Origin of the sequence: Kitasatospora sp. NPDC092039 (genome assembly GCF_044756065.1) — a bacterium.
GTDB lineage: Bacteria > Actinomycetota > Actinomycetes > Streptomycetales > Streptomycetaceae > Kitasatospora.
The window spans coordinates 452,426-475,236 of the sequence record NZ_JBIVSD010000002.1 but is presented as its reverse complement, the minus strand read 5'-3'; the positions used below and the strand labels follow the sequence as shown (position 1 = coordinate 475,236).

The following is a 22,811-nucleotide window of genomic DNA, read 5'->3' as shown; positions in this document are numbered from 1 at the left end:
CCGGACCCCCGCCGGGCCAAGAGGCATTTCGCACGCGCGCCGACGGTATTCTGAGCGGATGTCCCCGACGGCACCGCGAGAGCGCGGTCCCGGCGGCGCACACCCCCCACCCCGACACCCGACCCGTGAGGCAGACCGACATGAGTGAGGACGCGACGCCCCAGCGCCGGCGGCGATCAGGCACCGCCGCCCCCAGGGGTGGCACCCGGGGCAACCGGGTCGCGTTGAACCGGGATCTGATCATCACCACGGCACTGGAGATCATCGACGGCGGCGGGCTCGACTCGCTGTCCATGCGCAAGCTGGGCGCGCAGCTCGGCGTCGACCCGATGGCCGTCTACTACCACCTACCGAACAAGGCCGCCCTGTTCGACGGCGTGGTCGAGGCCATCCAGCGCGAACTCGGCGCCCAGCTCGACGCGTTGGACCTGGACGGCGGCGATCCGGCGGACTGGGCGGACCGCGCGACCCTGGTGATGCAGACCTACCGCGACGTGCTGCGCCGCCACCCGCACGCGCTGCCGGTCATCTCCACCCGGCCGGTGCGCAGCCCCGAGGCGCTGGCCCCGTTCGAGCGCATCCTGGCGGTCTTCACCGACTCCGGGATCGCCCTGCCGGCGGCCGTCCACATGGTCACCTGCGTGGTCGAGTTCACCATCGGCCACGTGCTCGCCGAGGCGGGCGAGCCCTTCGGCGGGGAGACCCCGTACGAGGCCGACGCCCTCGACCAGCACGCCTCGGACCTCCCGCACGTCGCCGAGGCCTGGCAGGACCAGGAGCAGGCGATCGACCCGGACACGCTGTACGAGCTGGGCGTGCGGTCCATGCTGGAGGGCATGAACGCGCGGCTCTCGGCGGCCCGTTGAGCGGCCGCCGGTAAGAGTACGGTAAGGATCGACCGGCCGGAGGCGGCTGTCCGCAGGCCGGAAGACCCGGACACGGGGAGGGGCCCGGCCACCGCGTACGGTGGCCGGGCCCCTCGTCGTACCGCCGGTCGGCGGCGCCGTCGGCCGCGGGTGCGGGAGGTCAGCGGGCGCCGGGGGCCGGCAGGTAGCCGGTGCGGACGAACCAGTCCAGGTAGACGGTGACCAGGGCGCGGTCCACCACCGGCAGCACCACGCCCGTCCCGGCCAGCGCCCGTTCGGTGCCGCTCGCGTCGAACAGCGCGTCCGGCACGCCGCCGCCGGTGTCGGTCAGCACCCCGAGCAGCGGGTAGGCCGCGTTCTCCGGGTCGGCGCCGACCGCCTCGCACCACTGCGCGAAGGGCACCTCGGCCAGCTCGTAGCCGTACTCGCGCAGGTGGTCCAGCATCCTGGCCAGCGGGACCCGGCGCTCGTTGGTGAGGTGGTAGACGCCGTTCGCGGCCTCCGTCCGGCGCGAGGCCGCGACCAGGGCGCCCGCGACGTAGTCGACCGGGACCAGGTCGATGGCCATGGTGGCGTCCGCCGGGGCGGCCCCGGCCTGGACGCAGCCCTTCAGCACCCGCCACAGGTAGTCGTCCCGCTGGCAGGCGCCGGTGCGGGTGTCGCCGCTGATCCGGGACGGCCGGTACACCGACACCGGCAGGCCGCGCCGCCGGGCCAGCCCGACGACCTCCTCGGCCACCCACTTGCTGCGGGTGTACCCGGTGCCGAGTTCGGCGGCCGGGCCGGTCGGCGCGGACTCGGCGATGCCGCCGCCGCCGAGCACCGGGGCGGAGGCGCCGAAGACGCCGATGGTGGAGACGTGGTGCACCGGGACGGTGCGGTGCCGGGCCGCCAGCCGCAGCACCTCCTCGGTGCCGGTGACGTTGGCGGCCTTCAACTCGGCGTACGGATAGACCAGGTTGACCGAGGCGCCGGCGTGGTAGACGGCGTCCACCGTCCGGGCCAGCGCGTCGAAGCGCTCCTCGGTCAGGCCGAGCCGCGGGCGGGCGAGGTCGCCCGCCAGGACGGAGATCCGGCCCTCCGGCAGCGCCGGGCCGCGCAGCCCGTAGCCGTCCAGGACGGTCAGCAGGCGCTCGCGCGCGGCGGCCCCGTCCGCGCCCCGCACCAGGCAGTGCACCCGCGCGTCGGTGGCGGTGAGCAGTTCGCGCAGCAGGAAGGCGCCGAGGAAGCCGGTGGCGCCGGTGAGCAGCACCTCGCGCGGCTCGGCGACGGCCGTGACCACCTCGGCGGCGGGGGCGACGTCATCGGCCAGCCGCACCTCGGCGGCGAGGTCCGGCTCGGCGCCGCCCGGCGCTCCGGCGGTGAAGCCGTCGACGGCGGCCGCGATGCCCGCCATGGTCGGGGACTCGAACAGCACCCGTAGCGGGACCGGGGCGCCGCACTCCTCGCCGAGCCGGAAGACGAACCGGGTGGCGAGAAGCGAGTGCCCGCCGAGCTCGAAGAAGTTGTCCTCGGCCCCGACCCGGTCGACGCCGAGCACGGCCGCGCACAGCTCGGTCACCAGCCGCTCGGTCTCGGTGCGCGGCGCGGTGTAGCCGCTGTGGCGCACCGCGCGCTCGGCGTCCGGCAGCGGGAGGGCGGCGCGGTCCACCTTGCCGTTGGGGGTCAGCGGCAGCCGGTCCAGCACCACGAAGCCGCTCGGCACCATGTAGTGCGGGACCTTTGCCTTGAGGAACTCCCGTACAGCCGGGACGAGTTGACGGCGACGGCGGGCCAGCATCGGGTCGTTGGCGTAGCTCGCCGGGCTGTCCCGGTACGCGGCCTCGGCGGCCGGGGCGGGGGCGTCGGCAGCCGGGGCGTCGGCGGCCGGCGTCTCGACCGGTGCCGGGCCGGCCGGGGTGCCCGTCAGGGTGAACACCGCGTCGTAGGCGCCCGCCCGCTCCGCGTTCCACTCGAAGCGCACCCGGTGGCCGAGGCGCTCGGCCAGCTCCTGGACGTCCTCGATCTCCATCCCGGCGGCCGTGGCGCGGTCGAGCTCGCGGCGCAGGTCGAGCACGGTCGCGCCGGCCCCGGCGGCCGCCAGCAGCTCCAGGGCGCGCAGTTCGGCGGCGGTGCGCGGGTTCGGGACCGCCGCCACCCGCAGCTCGCCGTCGGCGGCCCGGCGGGTGGCGAGCAGCCGCTCCAGGCCGGCCCGGTCCCCGGCGTCGGCGGCCCAGTCGGCGGCGGGCTGCTCGGCGCGGGCCGGGCCGGCGCCGAGGTGCAGCACCGCGTCGTAGCGGAAGCAGCTCATCTCGTTGCGGTGGCGGCCGCGCCGGGGGCGGATCTCCACCGCGCCGAGCCGCGGGACGACCTGGCGCAGCGCGTGGAAGTAGCCCGGGTCGCAGAGGAGTTCGTCCTCCTCCAGGATGCGGCGGGCGATCTGCTCGCGCAGCCGGGTGAGCGGCATGTCGTCGTCGGCGCGGAACAGCTCGACCGACAGGTGGAAGGCCTCCAGCAGTCGCAGGTCGCGCAGGTCGCCGACGAACAGGACGGCGTCGTCCGGCAGGATCGAGGCCGCCCGGGTGAGCACGGTGGTGAGGTAGTGGACGTCCGGGAAGTACTGGGCGACCGAGTTGAGCACCACGGTGTCGAAGTGCCCGGTGGGCAGGCCCTCGACCACGTCTGCGCTCTGGTGCAGCAGGGTGACGTGGTCCGCGCCGACCCGGCTCTTCAGGGCGGCGACCGCCCCGGCCGACAGATCGGTTCCGGTGTAGTCGACGGCGGCCGGGGCGAGCCGCTGGAGCAGCAGGCCGGTGCCGCAGCCGATCTCCAGCACCCGGCGGGGCTCCAGGGCCGAGATCGCGGCGACCGTGGTGTCCACCCACTCGCGCATCTGCTCGGCGGGCAGCGGCTCGTTGGTGTAGGTGCTGTTCCAGCCGGTGATGTCGAAGTCGTCGGCGAGGGTGCCCTGCTGCGAGCCGTACATGCCGTCGAAGACCAGCTCCCACTCGTCGATCTGGGCGCGGGCCGCGGTCTCGGAGGCGGCCTCGGGGGCGTCATCGAAGGAGGTGTCATCGGCAGGGGCGTCCGCGGCGACGGCCGCCGGGTCGGCGACCAGGTAGGCCACCAGTCGGCGGTCGCCGTCCTCGGCCTGGTGCGGGGTGACCACGGCGGCGGTGACGGCGGGGTGGGCCAGCAGCCCGGCCTCGATCTCGCCGGTCTCGATCCGGAAGCCGCGGATCTTCACCTGGTGGTCGATCCGGCCGAGGTACTCGATGTCGCCCGAGGGGAGCCGCTGGGCGAGGTCGCCGGTGCGGTAGAGCCGGGCGCCGGGCTCGGCGGCGAACGGGTGCGGCACGAAGCGCTGCGCGCTGCGGTCCGGGTCGCCGAGGTAGCCGGCCGCCAACCCGGCGCCGCCGACGTGGAGTTCGCCGGGGACACCGTACGGCACCAGCTGGGCGCCGGTGCCGTCCAGGACGTACAGCTCCAAGTCCGGCAGCGGCTCGCCGATCGGGCTGCGGCCGGGCTGGTCGAGGTCGGCGGCGCGGACGGTCCGGTGGGTGACGTGCACGGTGGTCTCGGTGATGCCGTACATGTTCACCAGCCGCGGCCGGTCGTCGCCGTGCCGGGCGATCCACTGCCGCAGGGTGCCGAGCTCCAGCGCCTCGCCGCCGAAGACCACGGCGCGCAGGGCGAGTTCGGCGTCCTCCCGGGCGTCGACGGCGGCGAAGTGGACGAAGGCGGAGGGGGTCTGGTTGAGCACGGTGACGCGCTCGTCGCGGACCAGCGCGTAGTAGGCCTCGGCGGAGCGGGCGGTGTCGGTGGGGACGACCACGACCCGGCCGCCGTGCAGCAGCGCGCCCCACATCTCCCAGACCGCGAAGTCGAAGGCGTAGGAGTGGAACATGGTCCACACGTCGTCCTGACCGAAGGAGAACAGGTCGCGGGTCGCCTCGAAGAGCCGGACCACGTTGCGGTGGCTGATCAGCACGCCCTTGGGGGTGCCGGTGGAGCCGGAGGTGTAGATGACGTAGGCACCGGCGTCCGGGTCGCCCGTGACGGCGGGAGCCCCGGACGCCGCCGAGGGGGCCTCGCCCGGGTCATCCACGCAGAGCACCGGGGCGTCGCCGTCCGGGAGTTGGCCGAGCATCCGGCGCTGGGTGAGGACCAGCGCGGGGCGGGCGTCGCGCAGGATCGCGTGCAGCCGGGCGGTGGGGTAGGCGGCGTCCATCGGCACGTACGCGGCACCGGTGCGCAGCACGGCGAGGATGGCGGCGACGGTGTCCGTCGAGCGGTCCAGGAAGAGCGCGACCCGCTGCCCCGGGCGCACCCCCGCGGCGGTCAGCCAGCCGGCCAGCTCGGCGGCCCGGGCGTCGAGCGCGGCGTAGCTCAGGTGCTCGTCGCCGTGGCTCACCGCGATCCGGTCCGGGGTGCGGGCCGCCTGCTCGGCGAACAGGCCGTGCAGGGTGGCCGCGCCCGGGTGGACGGCCCGGCGGCGGCCGGCGTGCAGCAGCTCGGCGCGTTCGGCGGCGGGGAGCATCGGCAGGGCGGCGAGGTCGGCGCCGGGGTCGGCGACCGCGGACTCCAGCAGGACGCGGTAGCGGTCGAGGAGGCGGCGGGCGGTGTCCGCGTCGAAGCGGGTGGCGTCGAACTCGAGGGTGGCGTGCAGCGATCCGTCGCGCGGGGTGACGGCGAGCAGCAGGTCGAACTTGGCGGTCGCGGTGTGCACGTCCACCGGGGTGATCTCCAGGCCGGGCAGCCGGGCGGCCCCGGTGGCGGCGTTCTGGAGCACGAACATGGTCTGGAACAGCGGCGCCTGGCTCATCCGCCGTTCCGGGCGCAGCTCCTCGACCAGCTTCTCGAACGGGACGTCCTGGTGGGCGAAGGCGCCGATGGCCACCTTGCGGACGTGCCGCAGCAGGGCGCGGAAGTCCATGCCCTCGGCGAGGTCGAAGCGCAGCGCGAGGGCGTTGACGAAGAAGCCGATCAGGTCCTCGGTCTCGACCTGGTTGCGGTTGGCGATCGGGGTGCCGACGACCAGGGTGGAGCGCTCGTCGCCGGGGCCGCTGTGCCGGTGGAGCAGCAGCACGTACGCGGCCAGCAGGGTCATGTACGGGGTGGCGCGCTCGGCCCGGCCGAGCCGGTCGAGGGCGGCGGTGAGCTCGGGGCCGAGGTCGAGCGAGACCCGCCCGCCGGCCGCGATGGCGGGGCTGGTGGAGGTGCGTGGGGCGGCCATCGGCAGCTCCAGCGGGGGCACCGTGGCGCCGAGCCGCTCGCGCCAGTAGGCGAGGTCCCGGTCGAACGCCCCGGCGGCCTGCCGATCGCGCTGCCAGAGCGCGAAGTCGGCGTACTGGACGGGGAGTTCGGGAAGCCCGGGGTCGGCTCCGGCGGCCGCCGCGGCGATCGCGGCGGAGAGCTCGCGCATCAGCACGCCGACCGACCAGCCGTCCGAGACGATGTGGTGCAGGACGAGCAGGAAGGTGTGGTCGTCCTCGGCGTGCCGGACCAGGGCGGCGCGCAGCAGCGGCGGCCGGGTCAGGTCGAAGGGGACGGCGGCGAGTTCGGCGAGCCGGGCGGCGCCGGCCGGTTCACGCTCCGGCTCCGGGAGGTGGGCGAGGTCGTGCCGGTCGAGCGGGATCTCCAGCGCGGGCAGGACGCGCTGGTGCGGGACGCCGTCGGTGCTCTCGAAGACGGTGCGCAGCACCTCGTGCCGGCGCACCACGGCGTCGACGGCCCGGCGCAGCACGTCCGCGTCGATCCGGCCGCGCAGCCGGGCGGCGAGCGGGACGTTCTGCACCGCGGTGCCGGGGACCAGTTGTTCCAGGAACCAGAGCCGCTCCTGGGCGAAGGACAGCGGGATCCGGTCGGGTCGGCTGCGACGGGTGATCGCGGCGGGGTCGGCGGCCGTGCTCATGGTGGGTCTCTCCGGGTGTCGTGGCGGACCGGGACGCGGCGCCGGCGACCCGGCCCGGCCGGTTCAGCGGGCTTGCTGGACGAGGTCGTTGGAGCCGACCTTGAACTTCACCCGGACCTTGTCCGAGTGGGAGGTGCCCTCGATCGCGCCGGCGAAGCCGTCCACGGTCAGCGGGCCGGTGCCGCCGTTGACGACGATGTCGGCGCCGAAGACCTTGATGTCGACGGCGGTCTCCTCGGGCAGGTCGAGCACGAGGTCGATCCGGCCCTTCTGGCGGAAGTACCGCAGCGCGGAGGAGGAGCCGATGCGCAGCACGTCCCCGTGGGCGGTGGCGGTGGCGCCGAGGGTGGCGGTGTCACCCTTGGCCCGGACGACGACGGTGTCGCGGCGGGCGAAGTCGAGGCGGATGTTGCCGCCGACGATCTTGATCTCGACGCGCCTGATCCGGCCGGGCTCGCCGCGGAACACGTCGATGGTGGGCGGGTCGCTTTTCACGGCGGTCTCCTCGGGTAGCGGCCGTTCGTGGGGCCGGTGGGGCCCGCGGCCGCGCGCCGGGGCGCGGCCGCGGGGGTGCTCTCTTCGGACTGGCGGGTTCTACGCGTCCACGGCCACGGCGTCGCCGCGCCGCAGCCCGCTGCCGTCCGGCGCCTCGGCCGGGTCGGAGCCGAGGGTGACGAGCCGGTTGGCCTCGTCGACGAAGACCACCCGGGGCTCCAGGGCGCGGGCCTCCTCGTCGGCGACCTGGGCGTAGGCGATGATGATCACCAGGTCCCCCGGGCTGATCAGCCGGGCCGCGGCGCCGTTGATGCCGATGACGCCGGAGTCGGCCGGGCCCTCCAGGACGTAGGTGGAGAGCCGGGCGCCGTTGTCGATGTCGACGATGTCGACCTTCTCGCCGGGCAGCAGGTCGGCCGCCTCAATCAGGTCGCGGCTGATGGTGACCGAGCCGACGTAGTGCAGGTCGGCCTGCGTCACGGTGGCTCGGTGGATCTTGGACTTCATGAGCGTCCGGTACATGGGAACCCTCCGGGGCCCTTTCGGTGCGGCGTGGTGTGGTGGATCAGGCGGACGGGAAGGGCGGGTTCTGCTGCTGCACGACGGTGCCGGCCGGCGGCAGCTCGCCGTCCACCAGGTAGGCCGCCAGCAGCCGCTGGACCTGCGGGTCCGGGTTGTAGTGCACGGTGTGCCCCTCGCCCTCGACGGTCAGCAGCCGGGCGCCGGGGATGGACTCGGCCAGCCGGGCGGTGGTCGCGTACGGCGTGCCCGGGTCCCCGGTGACGCCGATCAGCAGCGCGGGGCCGGCCGTCTCGCGGTCCCACGGGCCGGTGTAGCGGTGCGCGGCGCAGGGCCAGCCGGCCGCGGCGACGGCGGGCCAGGTGACCACCAGCCCCATCCCGCCGGAGCGCTCCTCGGCGGCCTTGGCCTGGGCGAACCAGCTCTGCGGGTCCGCCGGGTTGGGGGTGTCGCCGCCCAGCAGCGAGAGCGACTGCTCCGGCGGCGCGGCGTACAGCGGCGGCAGGTCGGCGCCCTCGGGCGAGCCGGAGAAGTCGAACCGGGTGGGGTACGGCTCCTGGCCGCCGGCCTGCACGGCCAGCCAGAGGTCCTGCAGCCGCTCGGCCTGCTCGGCCCAGTACGCGGTCTGGTAGAGCACGACCCAGAGCTGGGCGATCACGGTGGCGTAGCCGACCGTCACCGCGCCCTCGGGGCCGGCCAGCCGGACCGGCTCGGCCCGCAGCCGCTCCAGCAGCTCGGCGAACTTGGCCCGGGTCGCCTCGGGGCCGCCGGCCGAGAACGGGCTGGCGGAGGCGCCGACCCGGTCGAGGAAGCGCTCGACGCCCTGGGCGGCCGCGAGGTCGAAGCCGACCCGCAGCGGGGTGTTCAGCGTCGGGTCCGCGTCGTCGTGGTACCAGTCGACCGGGTCGATGGTGCCGTCCAGCGCCATCGCCCGCACCCGCTCCGGGAACAGGTTGGCGTACACCACGCCGAGCAGCGAGCCGTACGAGACGCCGTGGAAGCTGATCCGCTCCTCGCCGAGGGCCTCGCGCAGCAGGTCGATGTCGCGGGCGGTGTCGGCGGTGGACACGTGCGCCAGCAGCTCGGGGTTGCGCTCCCGGACCAGGGCGCCGAAGGAGGTGAAGGCGTCGATCCAGGTCCGGCAGTCCTCCTCGGCCAGCGGGAAGGGCAGGGTCAGGCCGGCGAACAGGCCCATCATCTCGTCCATCGACTCGAAGGCCCGGACGGGCGTGCTGGCGCCGGAGCCGCGCGGGTCGAAGCTGACGATGTCGAAGCTCTCCCGTACCTCGGCCGGCAGGAACCGGTGGTGCGAGGGGAGCAGGGTGACACCGGCGAAGGCCGGGCCGCCCGGGACGAAGACGAGCACGCCGCGGCGGCGGGCGGCGTCCCCGGCGGGCCGGCGGATCACCTCGACCGCGATCCGCGGGCCGTCCGGGCGGGTGTGGTCGAGCGGCACCTGGAGCGTGCCGACCTCGAAGCCGGGCTCGCTCTCGTGGGCGCGCCAGGTCAGGGCGGGCGGTGTCGTGCGGGGTGCGGACGCTGCCGGTTCCTCGGCCATACGGGGTCTCCCTCGTGCGTGTTTCCGTGTGTGGTGGCGACTTGAGGTGTCCGGGCGGCGGCGGGCCGGGGCTGCGGCGCTCCCCCGGCTCCGGCCTACCCGGGCCGAATCCGGCTCAGGCCTCGCCGAGCCGGCGGCGCAGGCTCAGCGGGCGCAGGTCCGTCCAGACGGTGCCGATGTGCTCCAGGCACTGCTCGCGGCTGCCGGTGACGTCCAGGGCGCGCCAGCCGGGGGGCAGTTCGCGGTGCGCGGGCCAGACCGAGTACTGCTCCTCGTGGTTGACGACCACGGTCCAGGCGGGCCCTGCGGCGGCGGTCACGTCCGTTCCGGCGGCGGTCACGCCCGCGGCGGCGGCGGTCACGCCCGCTCCGGCTTGCGGCCCGAGTACAGGAACACCAGCAGCATCGCGGAGGCCTCCGGCAGGGCGAGGAACTCGTCCACCGCGTCGGCGAGTTGGCGCACCGCCTCGGCGGCCGCCGGGTTCTCGTCCACCATCAGCGCGTAGCGCGAACGGATGTTCAGCTGCGGCTCCAGGGCCGCCATGCCCAGCTCATCGCTGGAGACGGCGACCGCCTCGACCTTGATGTCCGTGAAGCCGGCCGCGCGCAGCAGCTGCGGGATCCGGCGGCCGATCAGCCGGTCGCCGCCGCGCTCGGCCTGCATCCGGATCCGGCCCTCGATGACCTGCTCGATGGCCGGCAGGTCGGGGCTGGGGAACACCGAGCCCCAGAGCCGGTCGTCCACGTCGGCGATGACGGCCAGGCCGCCCGGGCGCAGCATCCGGTGAATCTCGGCGAGTGCCTGCTCGGGCTGCGGGACGTGCTGGAGCACGAAGCGGGCGTGCGCCAGGTCGAAGGACTCGTCGGGCAGCGGGGACTCGACCACCGAGCCCTGGACGATCCGCAGTCGCTTCTCGTCGTGCTCGCCGAGGTAGCCGCGGGCCTGCTCGATCTGGTACGGCTCCAGCTCCAGGCAGGTGAGCGAGCCGTCCGGCAGGTCGTTCAGGAACAGCTCGGTGGTGAAGCCCGGGCCGCAACCGATCTCCAGGGCGTCCATGTCGGGGCGCAGCCCGAACTGGCGCATCACCCGGGCCTCCTTCTCCCAGGAGGCGGTGGCCTGGAGGCGCAGCCGGTTGAGCTCGCCCTCGGGGTCGGGGTGCTCGCCGGCACCGTAGTAGGACTGGGCGCGGTCGGCGCCGGTGGTGTCGGTGACGGTCATCTGTGGTCGCTTCACTTTCCGTTGGGTGCGGTGCCGGTGCGAGCGGTGGTCACCAGCTCGGCCATCCGGGCGGGAGTGGGGTCGTCGAGGAGGTCGTCCAGCGGCAGTTCGACGCCGAACAGGCGGTTGGCCCGGGAGGCCAGCCGGGTGACGAGCAGGGAGTCGCCGCCGAGGTCGAAGAGGTCGTCGGCGGGGGTGACCTCGGTGCCCAGCAGGTCCCGCCAGAGCGCGAGGACCCGCGCGGTGACGTCCTGCTCCTCGGCGGGCGCGGCGGCACCGGCGTCCGCCGCGGCCGGCTCGGCGAGCGCCGTGGGCTCGGCCGGGGCCGTCGGGACGGCCGCTCCCGGGGCGTCGATCCAGTGCCGGCGCCGCTGGAACGGGTAGCCGGGCAGTTCGGCGGTGCGCCGCTGCTCGGCGGCGCCGAAGGCCGCCCAGTCGACGGCGACGCCCTCCTCCCAGACCGCGCCGAGGGCGCGCAGCAGGACGGCCTGGTCGCCGCCGCCCTCGCGGGCGCCGGGCAGCGAGGCGACGGCCCGCACCTCGGGGTCGAGCTCCCCGACCAGCCGGCCGAGCACCCGCCCGGGCCCGGCCTCGACCAGCAGCGGGCGGCCGGCCGCGAGGAGGGCCGCCGCGCCGTCGGCGAACCGGACGGTGGCCCGGGCCTGCCGCGCCCAGTACGCCGGGTCCACGGCCTGCTCGCCGGTGATCCAGGTGCCGGTGACGTTGGACAGGAACGGGACGGTGGGCTCCCGGCGCGGGACGGTGGCGACCAGCTCGGCGAACGGGCCGGTCATCGGGTCGAGCAGCGCCGAGTGGAAGGCGTGCGAGGTCGCCAGCCGCCGCCCCGGCACCTGGCGGGCCAGCCGCTCGACGGCCGCCTCGGGCCCGGCCAGCACGCAGCGGCGCGGGCCGTTGACGGCGGCGAGGTCGAGCCCGTGCTCCTCGGCGAGGGCGCGCGCCTCGTCCTCCTTCAGCTCGACGGCGAGCATCGCGCCCGGCGGCAGGGCGGCCATCAGCCGGCCGCGCGCGGCCACCAGCCGCAGGGCGTCCGGCAGTTCGAACACCCCGGCGAGGCAGGCGGCGGCCCACTCGCCGATCGAGTGCCCGAGCAGGGCGACCGGCCGTACGCCCATCGACCGCCACCAGCGGGCGAGCGCGTAGCCGACGGTGAACAGGGCGGGCTGGGCCAGTTCGGTGGCGGTCAGCGGGTCCGGCTCGCCCGGGGCCGCGCGGCGGTCCAGCAGGGTGCGCAGGTCGCGGCCGAGCTCGGGGGCGAGCAGCTCCGCGCACTCGGCCACGTGGGCGGCGAACTCCGGCTCGGTGCGCAGCAGTTCGGCGGCCATGCCGCGGTACTGGGCGCCCTGGCCGGGGAACAGCAGCGCGGCCCGGGGCGAGCCGGCGCCGCGCCGCCCCACCGCGTGCTCCAGCGCGTCCGCGGCCGCGAGCGGGTCGGCGGCGACCACGGCGGTGCGGTGGTCGAACTGCCGGCGGCCGCGCTGGAGGGTGTGGGCGAGGTCGGCGAGCCGGTCCGGGCCGCCCTCGCGCAGCCGGGCGGCCAGCCGGGCCCGGGCCTCGGCCAGCGCCTGGGGGCCGGGCGCCGACAGGGTCAGCAGCTGCTGGGCGCGCACCGGCCCGGGCGCGGACGGTACCGGAGGCTGCTCGACGACCAGGTGGACGTTGGTGCCGCCGACGCCGAAGGAGCTGACGCCGGCCCGGCGCGGCCCGGGCGCGGCCGGCCAGGGCCGCAGCGCGGTGTTGACGGCGAAGGGGCTCGCCGGGTCGGTGCGCGGGTTGCGCTCGCGGAAGTGCAGGCTCGCGGGCAGCCGGTCCTCGCGCACCGCGAGGACGGCCTTGAGCAGGCCGATCACCCCGGAGGCGGCGTTCAGGTGGCCCAGGTTGGACTTCACCGAGCCGATCGCGACCGAGCCCGGCGCGGCCCCGGCCGGGCCGAACACCGCGTCCAGCGCGGCCAGTTCGATCGGGTCCCCGACGGCGGTGCCGGTGCCGTGCGCCTCGACGTAGCCGACCGTCGCCGGGCTGATCCCGGCCGCGCGGTAGGCGTCGGCGATCGCGGCCCGCTGGCCGTCCACGCTGGGCGCGGCGTAACCGACCTTGCGGGCGCCGTCGTTGTTGACGGCCGAGCCGAGGACCACGGCGTGCACCCGGTCCCCGTCGGCCAGCGCGTCGGCGAGCCGCTTGAGCACGACCACGCCGACGCCGCTGGTGAAGACGGTGCCCGCGGCGGCGGCGTCGAACGGGCGGCAGTGGCCGTCGGGCGACTGGATGCCGCCGGCCTCGTGGACGTACCCCCAGTCCTGCGGCAGTTTGACCGAGGCGCCGCCGGCCAGCGCGGTGTCGCACTGGTAGTCCAGCAGGGCCTGGCAGGCCTGGGCGACGGCGACCAGCGAGGTCGAGCAGGCGGTCTGCACCGTGACGGCCGGGCCGTCCAGGCCGAGCCGGTAGGCGACCCGGCTGGTCAGGTAGTCCTTGTCGTTGCCGTGCAGCAGCTCGGCCGGGTACTCGCGCAGGACGTCGCCGGCGGCGAGGTGCGGCAGCAGGTTCAGCGGCAGGTAGCCGTTGAAGCCGCAGCCGCCCCAGACGCCGGTCCGGCCGGCCGACCGGGCCGGGTCGATGCCGGCGTGCTCCAGCGCCACCCAGCACTGCTCCAGGAAGAGGCGGTGCTGGGGGTCGGCGTACTCGGCCTCGCGCGGGGTCATCCCGAAGAACTCGGCGTCGAACTCCGCCAGGCCGTCGATCCGCCCGGTGGCCGGGACGTAGCCGGGCGGGTCGTCCGGGCCGCGCTCCCCCACCGTGACCGACTCCACGCCGTCCAGGAGGTTGCGCCAGAAGGCCCGGACGTCGGGGGCGCCGGGGACGCGGCAGGCCAGGCCCACCACGGCGATCCGGTCCTCCTGGTAGTCGTCCTCGTCGTACCCGGTCTCCGTCACGGCCCCTGCTTCCTCACGCATCGCGGTGTCCCTGCTTCAGCCGGCGGCGGCGGTCCGCCCGCTTCCTGGCCCGCTCGTCCGCCGAGGGGCCGGCCTCGTCCGCGCCGGGGGCGGCGGCCGGCGCGGCGCCCTGCTCCAGGACGGCGGCGAGCGCGGCCACGGTGGGGTGGCGGAAGAGCTCGACGACGGGGAGGTCCCGGCCGAACTCCGCGCGCAGCGCCTGCTGGAGCGCGACCATGAGCAGGGAGTGCCCGCCCAGGTCGAAGAAGGTGGACTCGCGGCCGATCCGGGCCGGGTCCAGGCCGAGCAGCCGGGCCCAGAGCGCGGTGAGCGCGGTCTCCGCGCCGGGGGCCGGGGCGAGCCCGGCCGGGGCGGCGGGGGCGGTCCCGGCGGCCAGCCGGTCCAGGTCCACCTTGCCGTTGGGCGTCAGCGGGAACCGCGCGACCGGCGCGATCCGGGCCGGCACCTGGTGGCCTGGCAGCCGGGCGGCCGTGTGGGCGCGCAGTGCGGCCTCGTCCGCCCCGCCGTCGGCCGTGGTGACGTACGCGGTGAGCACCTGCTCGCCGAGGCCGTCCCGGACGGCGGTGACCAGCGCCGCGGTCACGGCGGGGTGCTCGCGCAGCACCGCCTCGGTCTCGGCCGGCTCCACCCGGTGGCCGCGGATCTTCAGCTGGCGGTCGGCCCGCCCGGCGAAGCGCAGTTCGCCGTCGGGGCCGATCCGGCCGAGGTCGCCGGTGCGGTAGCCGCGGTCGGCGCCGCTGCCGGTGAACCGGGCGGCGGTGGCCCGCTCGTCGTCCAGGTAGCCGAGCGCCAGGTGGGGGCCGCGCACCACGATCTCGCCGAGCTCGTTGACGGCGGCCGGGCTGCCGTCGGGCCGTTCCACGGCCACCCGCATGCCCGGGACGGCGCGGCCCAGCGGCAGCGGCCGGTCGGCCTCGACCGGGCCGTCCACCACGTGGAAGACCGGGGCCTGCGGGGTCTCGGTGGCGCCGTAGAAGCCGGCCACCCGGGCGTTCGGGGCCAGTCGGCGCACCAGCGCGACCTCGTGGCCGGTGAGCCGGTCGCCGCCGAAGAACACGTGCCGCAGCGCGGGCAGCTGCACTTCGGCGGCGGCCAGGAACCGGGCGGTGGGCGGGGTCAGGTGGAGGACGGTGACGGCGTGGTCGGCCAGCCAGCGGGCGAAGGTCCGCGGGTCCTGCTGGACGGTCTCGTCCGGGACGCACAGCCGGGCGCCGACGGACAGCGGGACCAGGAGGTCGCGCAGCAGCGGGTCGTGGCCGAGGCCGGAGGTCAGCGCGAAGCGGTCGTCCGGGCCGAGGCCGAAGGCGGTGGTGCACCAGTCGACGAAGTGCGTCAGCGGGCGGTGGCCGCCGCGGACGGCCTTGGGGGTGCCGGTGGAGCCGGAGGTGAAGGCGATGTACGCCTCCTCGCCGTGCCTCTCCGGGCCCTGGGGTGCCGCGGGTGCCCCGTCGGGGGCCGCCGTCAGTGCGAGGGCGACCGGCGGGCCGAGCACCTCGGGCGGGCCGGCCGCGCCGGTGGCGTCCAACCAGGCGGTGGCGCCGAGCAGTTCGGCGCAGGCGGTGAGGCGGGCGCGCGGGTGGGCGCGGTCCAGGACGGCGAACGCGGCGCCGGAGCGCAGCACCGCCAGCAGGGCCACCACCAGTTCGGTCCGGCGGGCGGCGTGCACGGCGACCCGGGCCCCCGGGCCGACCCCGCCGGCCCGCAGCCGGGCGGCCAGCGCGGCGCTGCGCTCGGCCAGTTCGGCGTAGTCCAGCTCGCCGTCGGGGCCGACCAGGGCGACCGCCCGCGGGCGCTCGGCGGCGGTGCGCAGGAAGGCGGCATGGGCGGGGGCCTCAGCGGTCTCGGTGCCGACGGCGTCGGCGACCTCGTCGCTGCCCGCCGGGGCGGCGGGCAGCGCGGCGACCGGCAGGCCCGGGTCGGCGGCCACCTGGGCCAGCAGCAGACCGAGTTGGCCGAGCTGCTCCTCGGCGGTGGCGGCCGTGAACAGGCTCGCGTCGTACACCAGGTCGAGGGCGAGGTCGTCGCCTTCGGGCTTGGCGTACAGGGTCAGCTCGAAGCGGGGCGTGACGTCCTCCGCCTCGACCAGGCGCACCTCGACCCCGGGGATCTCCGCGTCCAGCGGGGCCAGGTTGATCATGTTGAAGACCACCTGGAAGACCGGCGTGCGGGCCAGGTCGCGGGCCGGGGCGAGCCGCTCGACGATCCGCTCGAACGGAACGTCCTGGTGGGCGTCCGCGCCGAGCGCCGACTCCTTGACCCGGCCGAGGAGCTGGCGGAAGGTCGGTCCACCGGAGAGGTCGGTGCGGACCACCACGGTGTTGACGAACAGCCCGACCGTGCCCTCCAGGTCGGTGCGCGAGCGCCCGGCGACGGGCATGCCGACCAGCACGTCGTCCTGGCCGGACCAGCGGGCCAGCAGCACGTCGAAGGCGGCGAGCAGGGTCATCGACAGCGTCGCCCGCTCGGCCCGGGCCAACTCCTCCAGACGGCCCAGTAGTTCGGCGCCCAGCAGGCGCCGGGCCCGGCCGGCGCGACGCTCCGCGCCCTCGCGGTGCGGCCGGTCGGTGGGCAGGTCGATCGCGGGCGGGCCGCCGGCCAGCCGCTCCGTCCAGTAGTCGAGCCCGGCCGCACCCTCCTCGCCCTCCTGGCGCTCGCGCTGCCAGGCCGCGAAGTCGGCGTACTGCACGGCCGGCGCGGGCAGCGGCGAGTCGTCGCCGGCCGCGAACGCCCGGTAGAGGGCGACCAGTTCGCGCACCAGCACGCGCATCGACCAGCCATCGGCGGCGATGTGGTGCACGGCGAGCAGCGCGACGTGCCGCCCGGGCGCCAGCCGGACCAACCGGGAGCGGGCCGGGGAGTCCGTCAGGTCGAACGGCTCGGTGTCGAACTCGGCGCGGATCCGGGCGAGTTCGCGATCCCGCTCCACCTCGGGCAGGGTGGACAGGTCGGTCAGCGGCAGCGGGTCGGCCGGGGCGTCCACGACGAACTGGCGCGGCCCGCCGTCCACCACCCGGTAGACCGTCCGCAGCGCCTCGTGCCGGCGGACCACCTCGGCCATCGCGGCGCGCAGCACCCCGGCGTCGACCGGGCCGTCCAGCCGCAGCTCGCCGCAGAGCCGGTAGGCCTGGTCGCCGGGGCGCAGCTGCTCCATGAACCAGAGCCGCTGCTGGGCGAAGGAGAGTGGCAGGCCGTTCCCGTCCCGGGCCAGCCGGGCGATCTCCCCGGGCCGCGCGCCGTCCGCCCCGGCGCCCCGGGCGTCCAGCAGGGCGGCCAGTCCGCGCACGGTCGGGGTGTCGAACACCTCGTGCAGCTGGACCCCGGAGCCGTGGGCGTCGCGGATCCGCGCGACCAGCTGGGCGGCGAGCAGCGAGTGCCCGCCCAGGTCGAAGAAGTTGTCCTCGGCCCCGACGGCCGGCAGGCCCAGCACCTCGCACCAGAGCCCGGCGATCCGCCGCTCGGTGGCGGTCGCGGGCAGGCCGGTGCCGGTGGGGCCCTCGGCGGGGCCGAGTTCGGGCTCGGGCAGCTCGCCGCGGTCGACCTTGCCGTTCGGGTTGAGCGGGAAGGCCTCCATCACGGTGATGAAGGAGGGCACCATGTTCGGCATCAGCCGCTCGGCCAGGTGGTCCCGCAGCCCGGCCGCGGTGACGGCGGGGGCGTACGAGCGGTTCGGCACCACCCAGCCGAGCAGCCGCAGTCCGCCGCCGGGGGCCGGCCGGGCCATCACCACGGCCTCGCGCACGCCGGGGTGGTCGGTCAGCACGGCCTGGACCTCGCCGGGCTCGGTGCGCACCCCGCGGATCTTCACCTGGTGGTCGTTGCGGCCCAGGTAGCGCAGCCGGCCGTCCTCGTCCAGCCGGACCCGGTCGCCGGTGCGGTAGAGCCGGGCGCCCGGGACGTCGGTGTAGGGGTGCGGCACGAAGCGGTCGGCGGTCAGGTCGGGGCGGTTCTGGTAGCCCCGGGTGACGCCGGAGCCGCCGAGGTACAGCTCGCCGACCACGCCGACCGGCACCGGTTCGAGGTTCTCGTCCAGCACGTACAGCTCGGTGGCCGCGACCGGCCGGCCGACGGCGGGGGTCCGGCCGTCGGGGACGCAGGTCTCCAGCGTGCAGAAGACGGTGATCTCGGTCGGGCCGTACGCGTTGACGATCCGTCGCCCGTCGGCCCAGGTGCGGACGACCTCGGCGGAGATCGCCTCGCCGACCGAGGTGATCTCGGTGACCGTGGGCAGGTCGGCCGGATCCATGGTGGCCAGTACCGCGGGGGTCGCGGCGATCGCGGTGATGCCCCGGCTGCGGACGGTCTCGATCAGCGGCGGTCCGGGGCGCAGCCGGGCCCGGGGCGCCAGGTGCAGGGCGGCGCCGGTGGTCAGCGCCATCACCCACTCCCAGGTGGAGACGTCGAAGCTGATCGAGGAGTTCTGCAGGATCCGCCGGTCCGGGTCGGGCGCGAAGCCCTCGCGGTGCGCGAGGTCGAGGTCGACCACGCCGCGGTGCTCGACCAGGACGCCCTTGGGGCGCCCGGTGGAGCCGGAGGTGTAGATGATGTACGCGAGGTTGTCGGCGGTGGGCTCGACCGGCTCGGGCGCCGGGTCGGGCAGCGGGTGCTCCTCGTCCAGCAGCAGCACGGGCAGCTCGCCGACGGGCAGCCGCTCCAGCAGCTCGCGGTGGGTGAGCAGCAGCGCGACGTCCGCGTCCGCCAGCATGTACTCCAGCCGCTTGACCGGGTAACCGGGGTCGAGCGGCAGGTAGGCGCCGCCGGCCGTCAGCACGGCGAGCATGGCGACCATCAGGTCCGCCCGGCCGTCCACGCTGATGCCGACCCGCACCTCGGGCCGCACCCCGTGGCCGCGCAGCACCACGGCCAGTCGCTCGGCCTCGTCGATGAGTTGACGGTACGTCAGCGTACGGTCGGCGCCGACCACGGCGATCCGGTCGGGGGTGCGCCCGGCCTGGGCGGCCACCAGGTGGTGGATGCAGGAGCCGGGCGCGGCCTGGCCGTCGTCCGGCCGGTTCCAGCCGACCAGCACCTGCTTGCGCTCGGCCCCGCTCAGCATCGGCAGCAGGCCGACGTCGCGGTCGGGCTCGGTGGCGCAGCCCCGGGCGAGGGTCGCCAGGTGCTCGGCCATCCGCGCGACGGTGGCGCGCTCGAACAGGTCGACGCTGTAGCGCAGGGAGCAGTAGGAGACGCCGTCGATCTCCTCGACGAACAGCGCCAGGTCGTGCTCGCTGCCGTGGGTGGGCACCTCGTACGGGCGCAGCTCGACGTCGCCGAGCGGGATCCGGGTGTCGGTGAAGCCGGTGCCCAGCAGGGACAGGCCGCGCTGGGCGGACCACGGCGCCGTCTCGTAGTGGAACACCACGTCGTAGAGGGTGGTGGAGCCGTCGCCGCGGCCCTCCGCGGTCTGCCGGACGACCAGCGGGAACGGGAGGTCCTGGTGTTCCATCCCGTCCAGCACGGTGGCGCGGACCTGCCCGAGCAGGTCGCGGAAGGTGCAGCCGGGGGCGACGGCGGTGCGGACCGTCATCATGTTGGCGAAGTAGCCGACGACCTCCTGGAAGGCGGCCTGGTTCCGGTTGGAGGTGGCGGTGCCCAGCCAGAGGTCGCGCTGCCCGGTGTAGCGGTGCAGCAGCACGTTGAAGACGCTCAGCAGCGCCACGTACGGGGTGGCGCCGGCGGCGCGGGCGGTCTCCTTGAGCGCGGCGGTCAGCTCGCGGTCGAGGACGAAGGAGTACGCGGCGGCGCGGTGCGAGGGCCGGGCCGGGCGGGCCCGGTCCAGCGGCAGGTCGAGCCGGGGCACCTCCCCGGCCAGCTGCCGCCGCCAGTACGCGGCGGCCGCCTCCGCCTGCGGGCCGGCCAGCCACTGCCGCTGGTGGCGGACGAAGTCGAGGTAGCCGGCGGCGGGGCGGCCGGCGAGCGGCTCGCCCGCGTAGCAGCGGCGCAGGTCGTCCGCGATCAGGCCGAAGGACCACAGGTCGGTGGCGACGTGGTGGGCGGTCAGCACCAGCAGGTGGGCGTCGTCGTCCAGCCGGGCGACCTGGGCGCGCAGCATCGGGCCGGCCGCGAGGTCGAAGGGCCGTTCGGTGAAGGCGGTGACGGCCGCGTCCACCTCGTGCGGCGCGCGGCCGGTCAGGTCGGTCTCGGTGAAGTCCGCGGCGAGGGCGGCGTTGACCTTCTGCCGCAGTTCGCCGTCCTCCTGGACGAGGGTGGTGCGCAGCGCGGGGTGGCGGTCGAGCACCCGCTGGAAGGCGTCGCGCATCCGGGCCGGGTCGAACGGGCCGTCGATCCGGGCGGCGCCGCTCAGGTGGTAGGCGGGGCTGCCGGGGTGGAGCTGGTCGAAGAGCCACAGGGCGCGCTGGCCGGCGGCGACGTCCTGGAGGGCGGCGGCCTGCCGGGCGCGGGCGAGCAGCAGTTCGCGCAGCTGCTCCCGGCGGTCGGGGGCGGTGGTGGGCTCGGTCATCGCTGTTCCGCCGTTCCGGTGGCCAGGTGCTGCATCAGCGTGTCGATCTCCTCGGCGGAGAGGTTGTCCATGTCGGCGAGCAGCCGCTCCAGCTCGCGCGGGTCGTCCAGCGCGCCGACGGGGGCGGGCGGGCCGTCGCCGTCGGCGGGCGACTGGGCGAGCCGGGCGGCGAGGTCGGCGGCGAGGTCGTCCACGCTGTCGCCGCGCAGCAGCCGGACCACCTTGACCTCGGTGCGCAGGGCGGTCTCCAGCCGGCGCTGGAGTTCCAGGCCCATGATCGAGTCGACGCCGAGGCTGTTCAGCGGGCGGGCGGTGTCGATCCGGGCGGCCGGCAGGCGCAGCACCCGGCCCAGCTGCTCGCGCAGGAAGGCGGTGACGGCCTCGGTCCGCTCGGGCAGCGGGGCGCTCGCCAGGGCGGCCGGGTCGATGCCGCCGCCGGCCTCGCGCGGAGCCTCCTCGGCGGCGTGCTCGGCGTCCTGCTCAGCGGCGGTCTTCGCCAGCACCTCGGCGTCGACCCGGCGCTGCCGCAGCCGGGCGACGGCGGCGAGCACCCGGCCGTCCTCGTCCAGCACCAGGGCGGTGCGGGCGCTCTCCTCGCCGGGGAGCGGCTCGGCGGGGCCGAGCAGGACCCAGGCGGCGGTGTCGGCGGCGGCGCCGCCGGGGGCGCGCAGGGCGGTGAACTCGACGGGCAGCGCGGTGCCGGTGCGGTCCGCGCCGGCCAGGACGGCGGCGTGGACCAGCAGGTCGGTCAGCTGCCGGGCGGGGCCGGCGGGCGCCGGGGCGAGCCGCAGCAGGGTGTGGCCGTCGGGGGCGGTGTGCAGCTCGGCGACCAGTTCGGCGGCGGGCGCCAGGTCGTGGGCGGCGAGGGCGCGGTAGTGGTCGCCGGCGGGGGTGCGGTGGGTGGCGCGGGCCCGCGCGGCGGCCAGGTCGATCCGGTCGGGCCCGGTGGCGGGCCGCGGTTCGGCGAGCGCCTGGATGTGCCAGACGCCTCCGTCGCCGAGGAGTTGGAGTTCGACGGCGCCGTCCGCGACGGGGACGGCGGCCCAGGTCTCCCGGCCGTCCGTCAGCAGGCGGGCACCGACTTCCAGCCGGAGGTCGACGGCCTGCGGTCCGGCGGCCGGCGTTTCGGCGGCTGGCGTGTTTTCGACGGTCGGGGTGCTGGGCGTGGCGCCTTCGACACCGGCGGCCAGGGCGCTCAGCGCGGTGTCGGCGGCCAGCGCGAAGGAGGCCAGCGGCCGGCCGCGCCAGCCGAACCGGCCGTGCCCGGCGGTCCGCCGCTGGTGGGCCCGCCAGAGCCGCAGCCCGCCGAAGACCCGGCCGGCCGGCGCGAACCGGGCTCCCCCGGCCTGCTCCTCGACCGGCCGCAGCCGGACCGGGCGGCGGTCGGCCGGGGCGAGCGCGGAGAAGTCCAGTGCGGCGCCTGCCTCGTAGAGCCGGGCGGCGGTGGTGAGCAGGGCCGCGCGCTCGGGTTCGCCGCGCCGCAGCGTCGGCACGACCAGCACGGGCCCGCCCTCGGCCGCCTCGTTCAGCGCGGGGGCCAGGGTGGGGTGGGCGCCGATCTCCACGAAGGCGCGGTGGCCGGTGTCCAGCAGGTGCCGGACGGCGTGCAGGAAGCGCACCGGACGGCGGATGTTGTCGGCCCAGTGCTCCGGGCCCAGTTCGCTACCGTCCAGGGTCGCGCCGGTGACGGTGGAGACGAACCGGGCGTCGGCCGGACGCGGGCGCAGCTCGGGCAGCCGGTCGGCCAGTCGGCCGGCCACGGCCTCGACCCGGCTGCTGTGGAAGGCGACGGTGCCGGGCAGGACGCGGGCGAAGACCTCCTCGGCCGTCAACTGTCCGACCACCGCACGCACGGTGCCCTCGTCCCCGGCGATCAGGGTGGAGCCGGGCGCGTTCCAGGCCGCGACCTCGGCGTCCCCGCCGTGGGCGGCGATCCGCCGCTCGACCTCGTCGGCGGGCAGCGCGACCAGGGCGGTCAGTCCGCTGCCGGCCGCCTCCCGCATCAGCTCGCCCCGCCGGGAGGCGAGGGCCAGGACGTCGGCGAGGTCCAGCGCGCCGCTCGCGGCGGCGGCGGAGAGTTCGCCGAGGCTGTGCCCGACGTACGCGTCGGCGACCACGCCCCACGCGGTGAGCTGACGGGCGATCGCCACCTGGAGGGCGACCAGGGCCGGCTGCAGCCGGGCCGGGTCGTCCAGCCCGGCCGGGTCGCGGTAGGCGTCGAGCAGCGACCAGCCGGCGGTGCGGCGCAGGACGGCGTCGCTCGCGTCGAGGGTCCGGCGGGCCTCCGGTTCGCTGCCGTACAGGCCGAGGGCCATGCCGGGCCACTGGTTGCCCTGGCCGGAGAAGACGAAGACGAGCGGTGCGGGGCCGGCCGCGGGGGCCGGCCCGTCCGGCGGGGTGAGGCGCAGGTCGGCGAGCCAGTCGCGGGCCGCCGCCGTACCGTCGACCACGCCGGCCCGGCGGTGGCCGAGGTGCCGGCCCAGCGCGCCCGCGCTGTAGGCGAGGTCCCGCAGCCGGACGCCGTCCTGCGCGAGGAGGCCGTCGTAGTGGTCGGCGAGCGCGGTCAGCGCCGCCGGTCCGGTGCCGGACACCGGCAGCAGGACGGCGCTCGCGCCGTCCGCGCGGCTCGGGCCGGTGTTCGTCGGCCCAGCGTCCGTGCCGCTGACGCGGCCGTGATCTCCCCCGTGCACGCCTGAACTCCCCTTGGTCAGACTGATTCGGACTCGGACCCGCAGGTCCACGGCGGCCCGAGACGCGCCGTACACGGCCGGTCGGGCCGGCCGGGGCGGGGAATCCCGGGATTTCCACCCGGGATTCCCCGATGCCGCCGGATTCA

At 76.2% G+C, this 22,811-nt stretch carries 10 protein-coding genes; 1 reads left to right on the top strand and 9 read right to left on the bottom strand.

What is annotated here, in order from left to right; genetic code table 11:
- The first annotated feature begins 140 nt into the window (after nt 1-140).
- On the top strand, nt 141-866 hold the full coding sequence (locus tag ACIQI7_RS05195; RefSeq protein ID WP_401105286.1) for a TetR/AcrR family transcriptional regulator: 726 nt from the start codon (nt 141-143) through the stop codon (nt 864-866).
- Nucleotides 867-1,026: 160 nt separating this feature from the next.
- Here ACIQI7_RS05195 and ACIQI7_RS05190 read toward each other — a convergent pair whose 3' ends face one another.
- The 9 genes from ACIQI7_RS05190 to ACIQI7_RS05150 all read right to left on the bottom strand — a co-directional run bounded on the left by ACIQI7_RS05190 (nt 1,027) and on the right by ACIQI7_RS05150 (nt 22,665).
- Nucleotides 1,027-6,759, bottom strand: a complete 5,733-nt coding sequence (locus ACIQI7_RS05190; RefSeq protein WP_401105284.1) for an amino acid adenylation domain-containing protein — start codon at nt 6,757-6,759, stop codon at nt 1,027-1,029.
- Between the two features lie 63 nt (nt 6,760-6,822).
- Entirely contained in the window at nt 6,823-7,254 is a 432-nt protein-coding gene (locus tag ACIQI7_RS05185; RefSeq protein WP_401105282.1) for a hypothetical protein, read from the bottom strand.
- Nucleotides 7,255-7,353: 99 nt separating this feature from the next.
- On the bottom strand, nt 7,354-7,776 hold the full coding sequence (gene panD / locus ACIQI7_RS05180; RefSeq protein WP_401105281.1) for an aspartate 1-decarboxylase: 423 nt from the start codon (nt 7,774-7,776) through the stop codon (nt 7,354-7,356).
- 43 nt (nt 7,777-7,819) lie between these two features.
- Nucleotides 7,820-9,331 (bottom strand): alpha/beta hydrolase, encoded by a 1,512-nt coding sequence (locus ACIQI7_RS05175; RefSeq protein WP_401105278.1) that lies wholly within the window; start codon nt 9,329-9,331, stop codon nt 7,820-7,822.
- A gap of 115 nt (nt 9,332-9,446) precedes the next feature.
- Nucleotides 9,447-9,650, bottom strand: coding sequence for an MbtH family protein (locus ACIQI7_RS05170; RefSeq protein ID WP_401105684.1), 204 nt, complete (start codon nt 9,648-9,650; stop codon nt 9,447-9,449).
- A gap of 38 nt (nt 9,651-9,688) precedes the next feature.
- On the bottom strand, nt 9,689-10,549 hold the full coding sequence (locus ACIQI7_RS05165; RefSeq protein ID WP_401105276.1) for a methyltransferase domain-containing protein: 861 nt from the start codon (nt 10,547-10,549) through the stop codon (nt 9,689-9,691).
- An 11-nt stretch (nt 10,550-10,560) separates the two neighbouring features.
- Nucleotides 10,561-13,497, bottom strand: a complete 2,937-nt coding sequence (locus tag ACIQI7_RS05160) for a type I polyketide synthase (protein WP_401105274.1) — start codon at nt 13,495-13,497, stop codon at nt 10,561-10,563.
- 13 nt (nt 13,498-13,510) lie between these two features.
- Complete coding sequence (locus ACIQI7_RS05155; protein WP_401105272.1) at nt 13,511-19,975, bottom strand: amino acid adenylation domain-containing protein; 6,465 nt, start codon at nt 19,973-19,975, stop codon at nt 13,511-13,513.
- On the bottom strand, nt 19,972-22,665 hold the full coding sequence (locus ACIQI7_RS05150; RefSeq protein ID WP_401105271.1) for an acyltransferase domain-containing protein: 2,694 nt from the start codon (nt 22,663-22,665) through the stop codon (nt 19,972-19,974). Before ACIQI7_RS05150 ends, ACIQI7_RS05155 begins: the two co-directional genes overlap by 4 nt.
- Nucleotides 22,666-22,811: the final 146 nt, after the last annotated feature.

Excerpts from the sequence above, each read along its gene's own strand:
- ACIQI7_RS05195 (WP_401105286.1), top strand. The coding sequence starts at position 141 with ATGAGTGAGGACGCGACGCCCCAGCGCCGGCGGCGATCAGGCACCGCC.
- ACIQI7_RS05190 (WP_401105284.1), bottom strand. The coding sequence starts at position 6,759 with ATGAGCACGGCCGCCGACCCCGCCGCGATCACCCGTCGCAGCCGACCC.
- panD (WP_401105281.1), bottom strand. The coding sequence starts at position 7,776 with ATGTACCGGACGCTCATGAAGTCCAAGATCCACCGAGCCACCGTGACG.
- ACIQI7_RS05175 (WP_401105278.1), bottom strand. The coding sequence starts at position 9,331 with ATGGCCGAGGAACCGGCAGCGTCCGCACCCCGCACGACACCGCCCGCC.
- ACIQI7_RS05165 (WP_401105276.1), bottom strand. The coding sequence starts at position 10,549 with ATGACCGTCACCGACACCACCGGCGCCGACCGCGCCCAGTCCTACTAC.
- ACIQI7_RS05155 (WP_401105272.1), bottom strand. The coding sequence starts at position 19,975 with ATGACCGAGCCCACCACCGCCCCCGACCGCCGGGAGCAGCTGCGCGAA.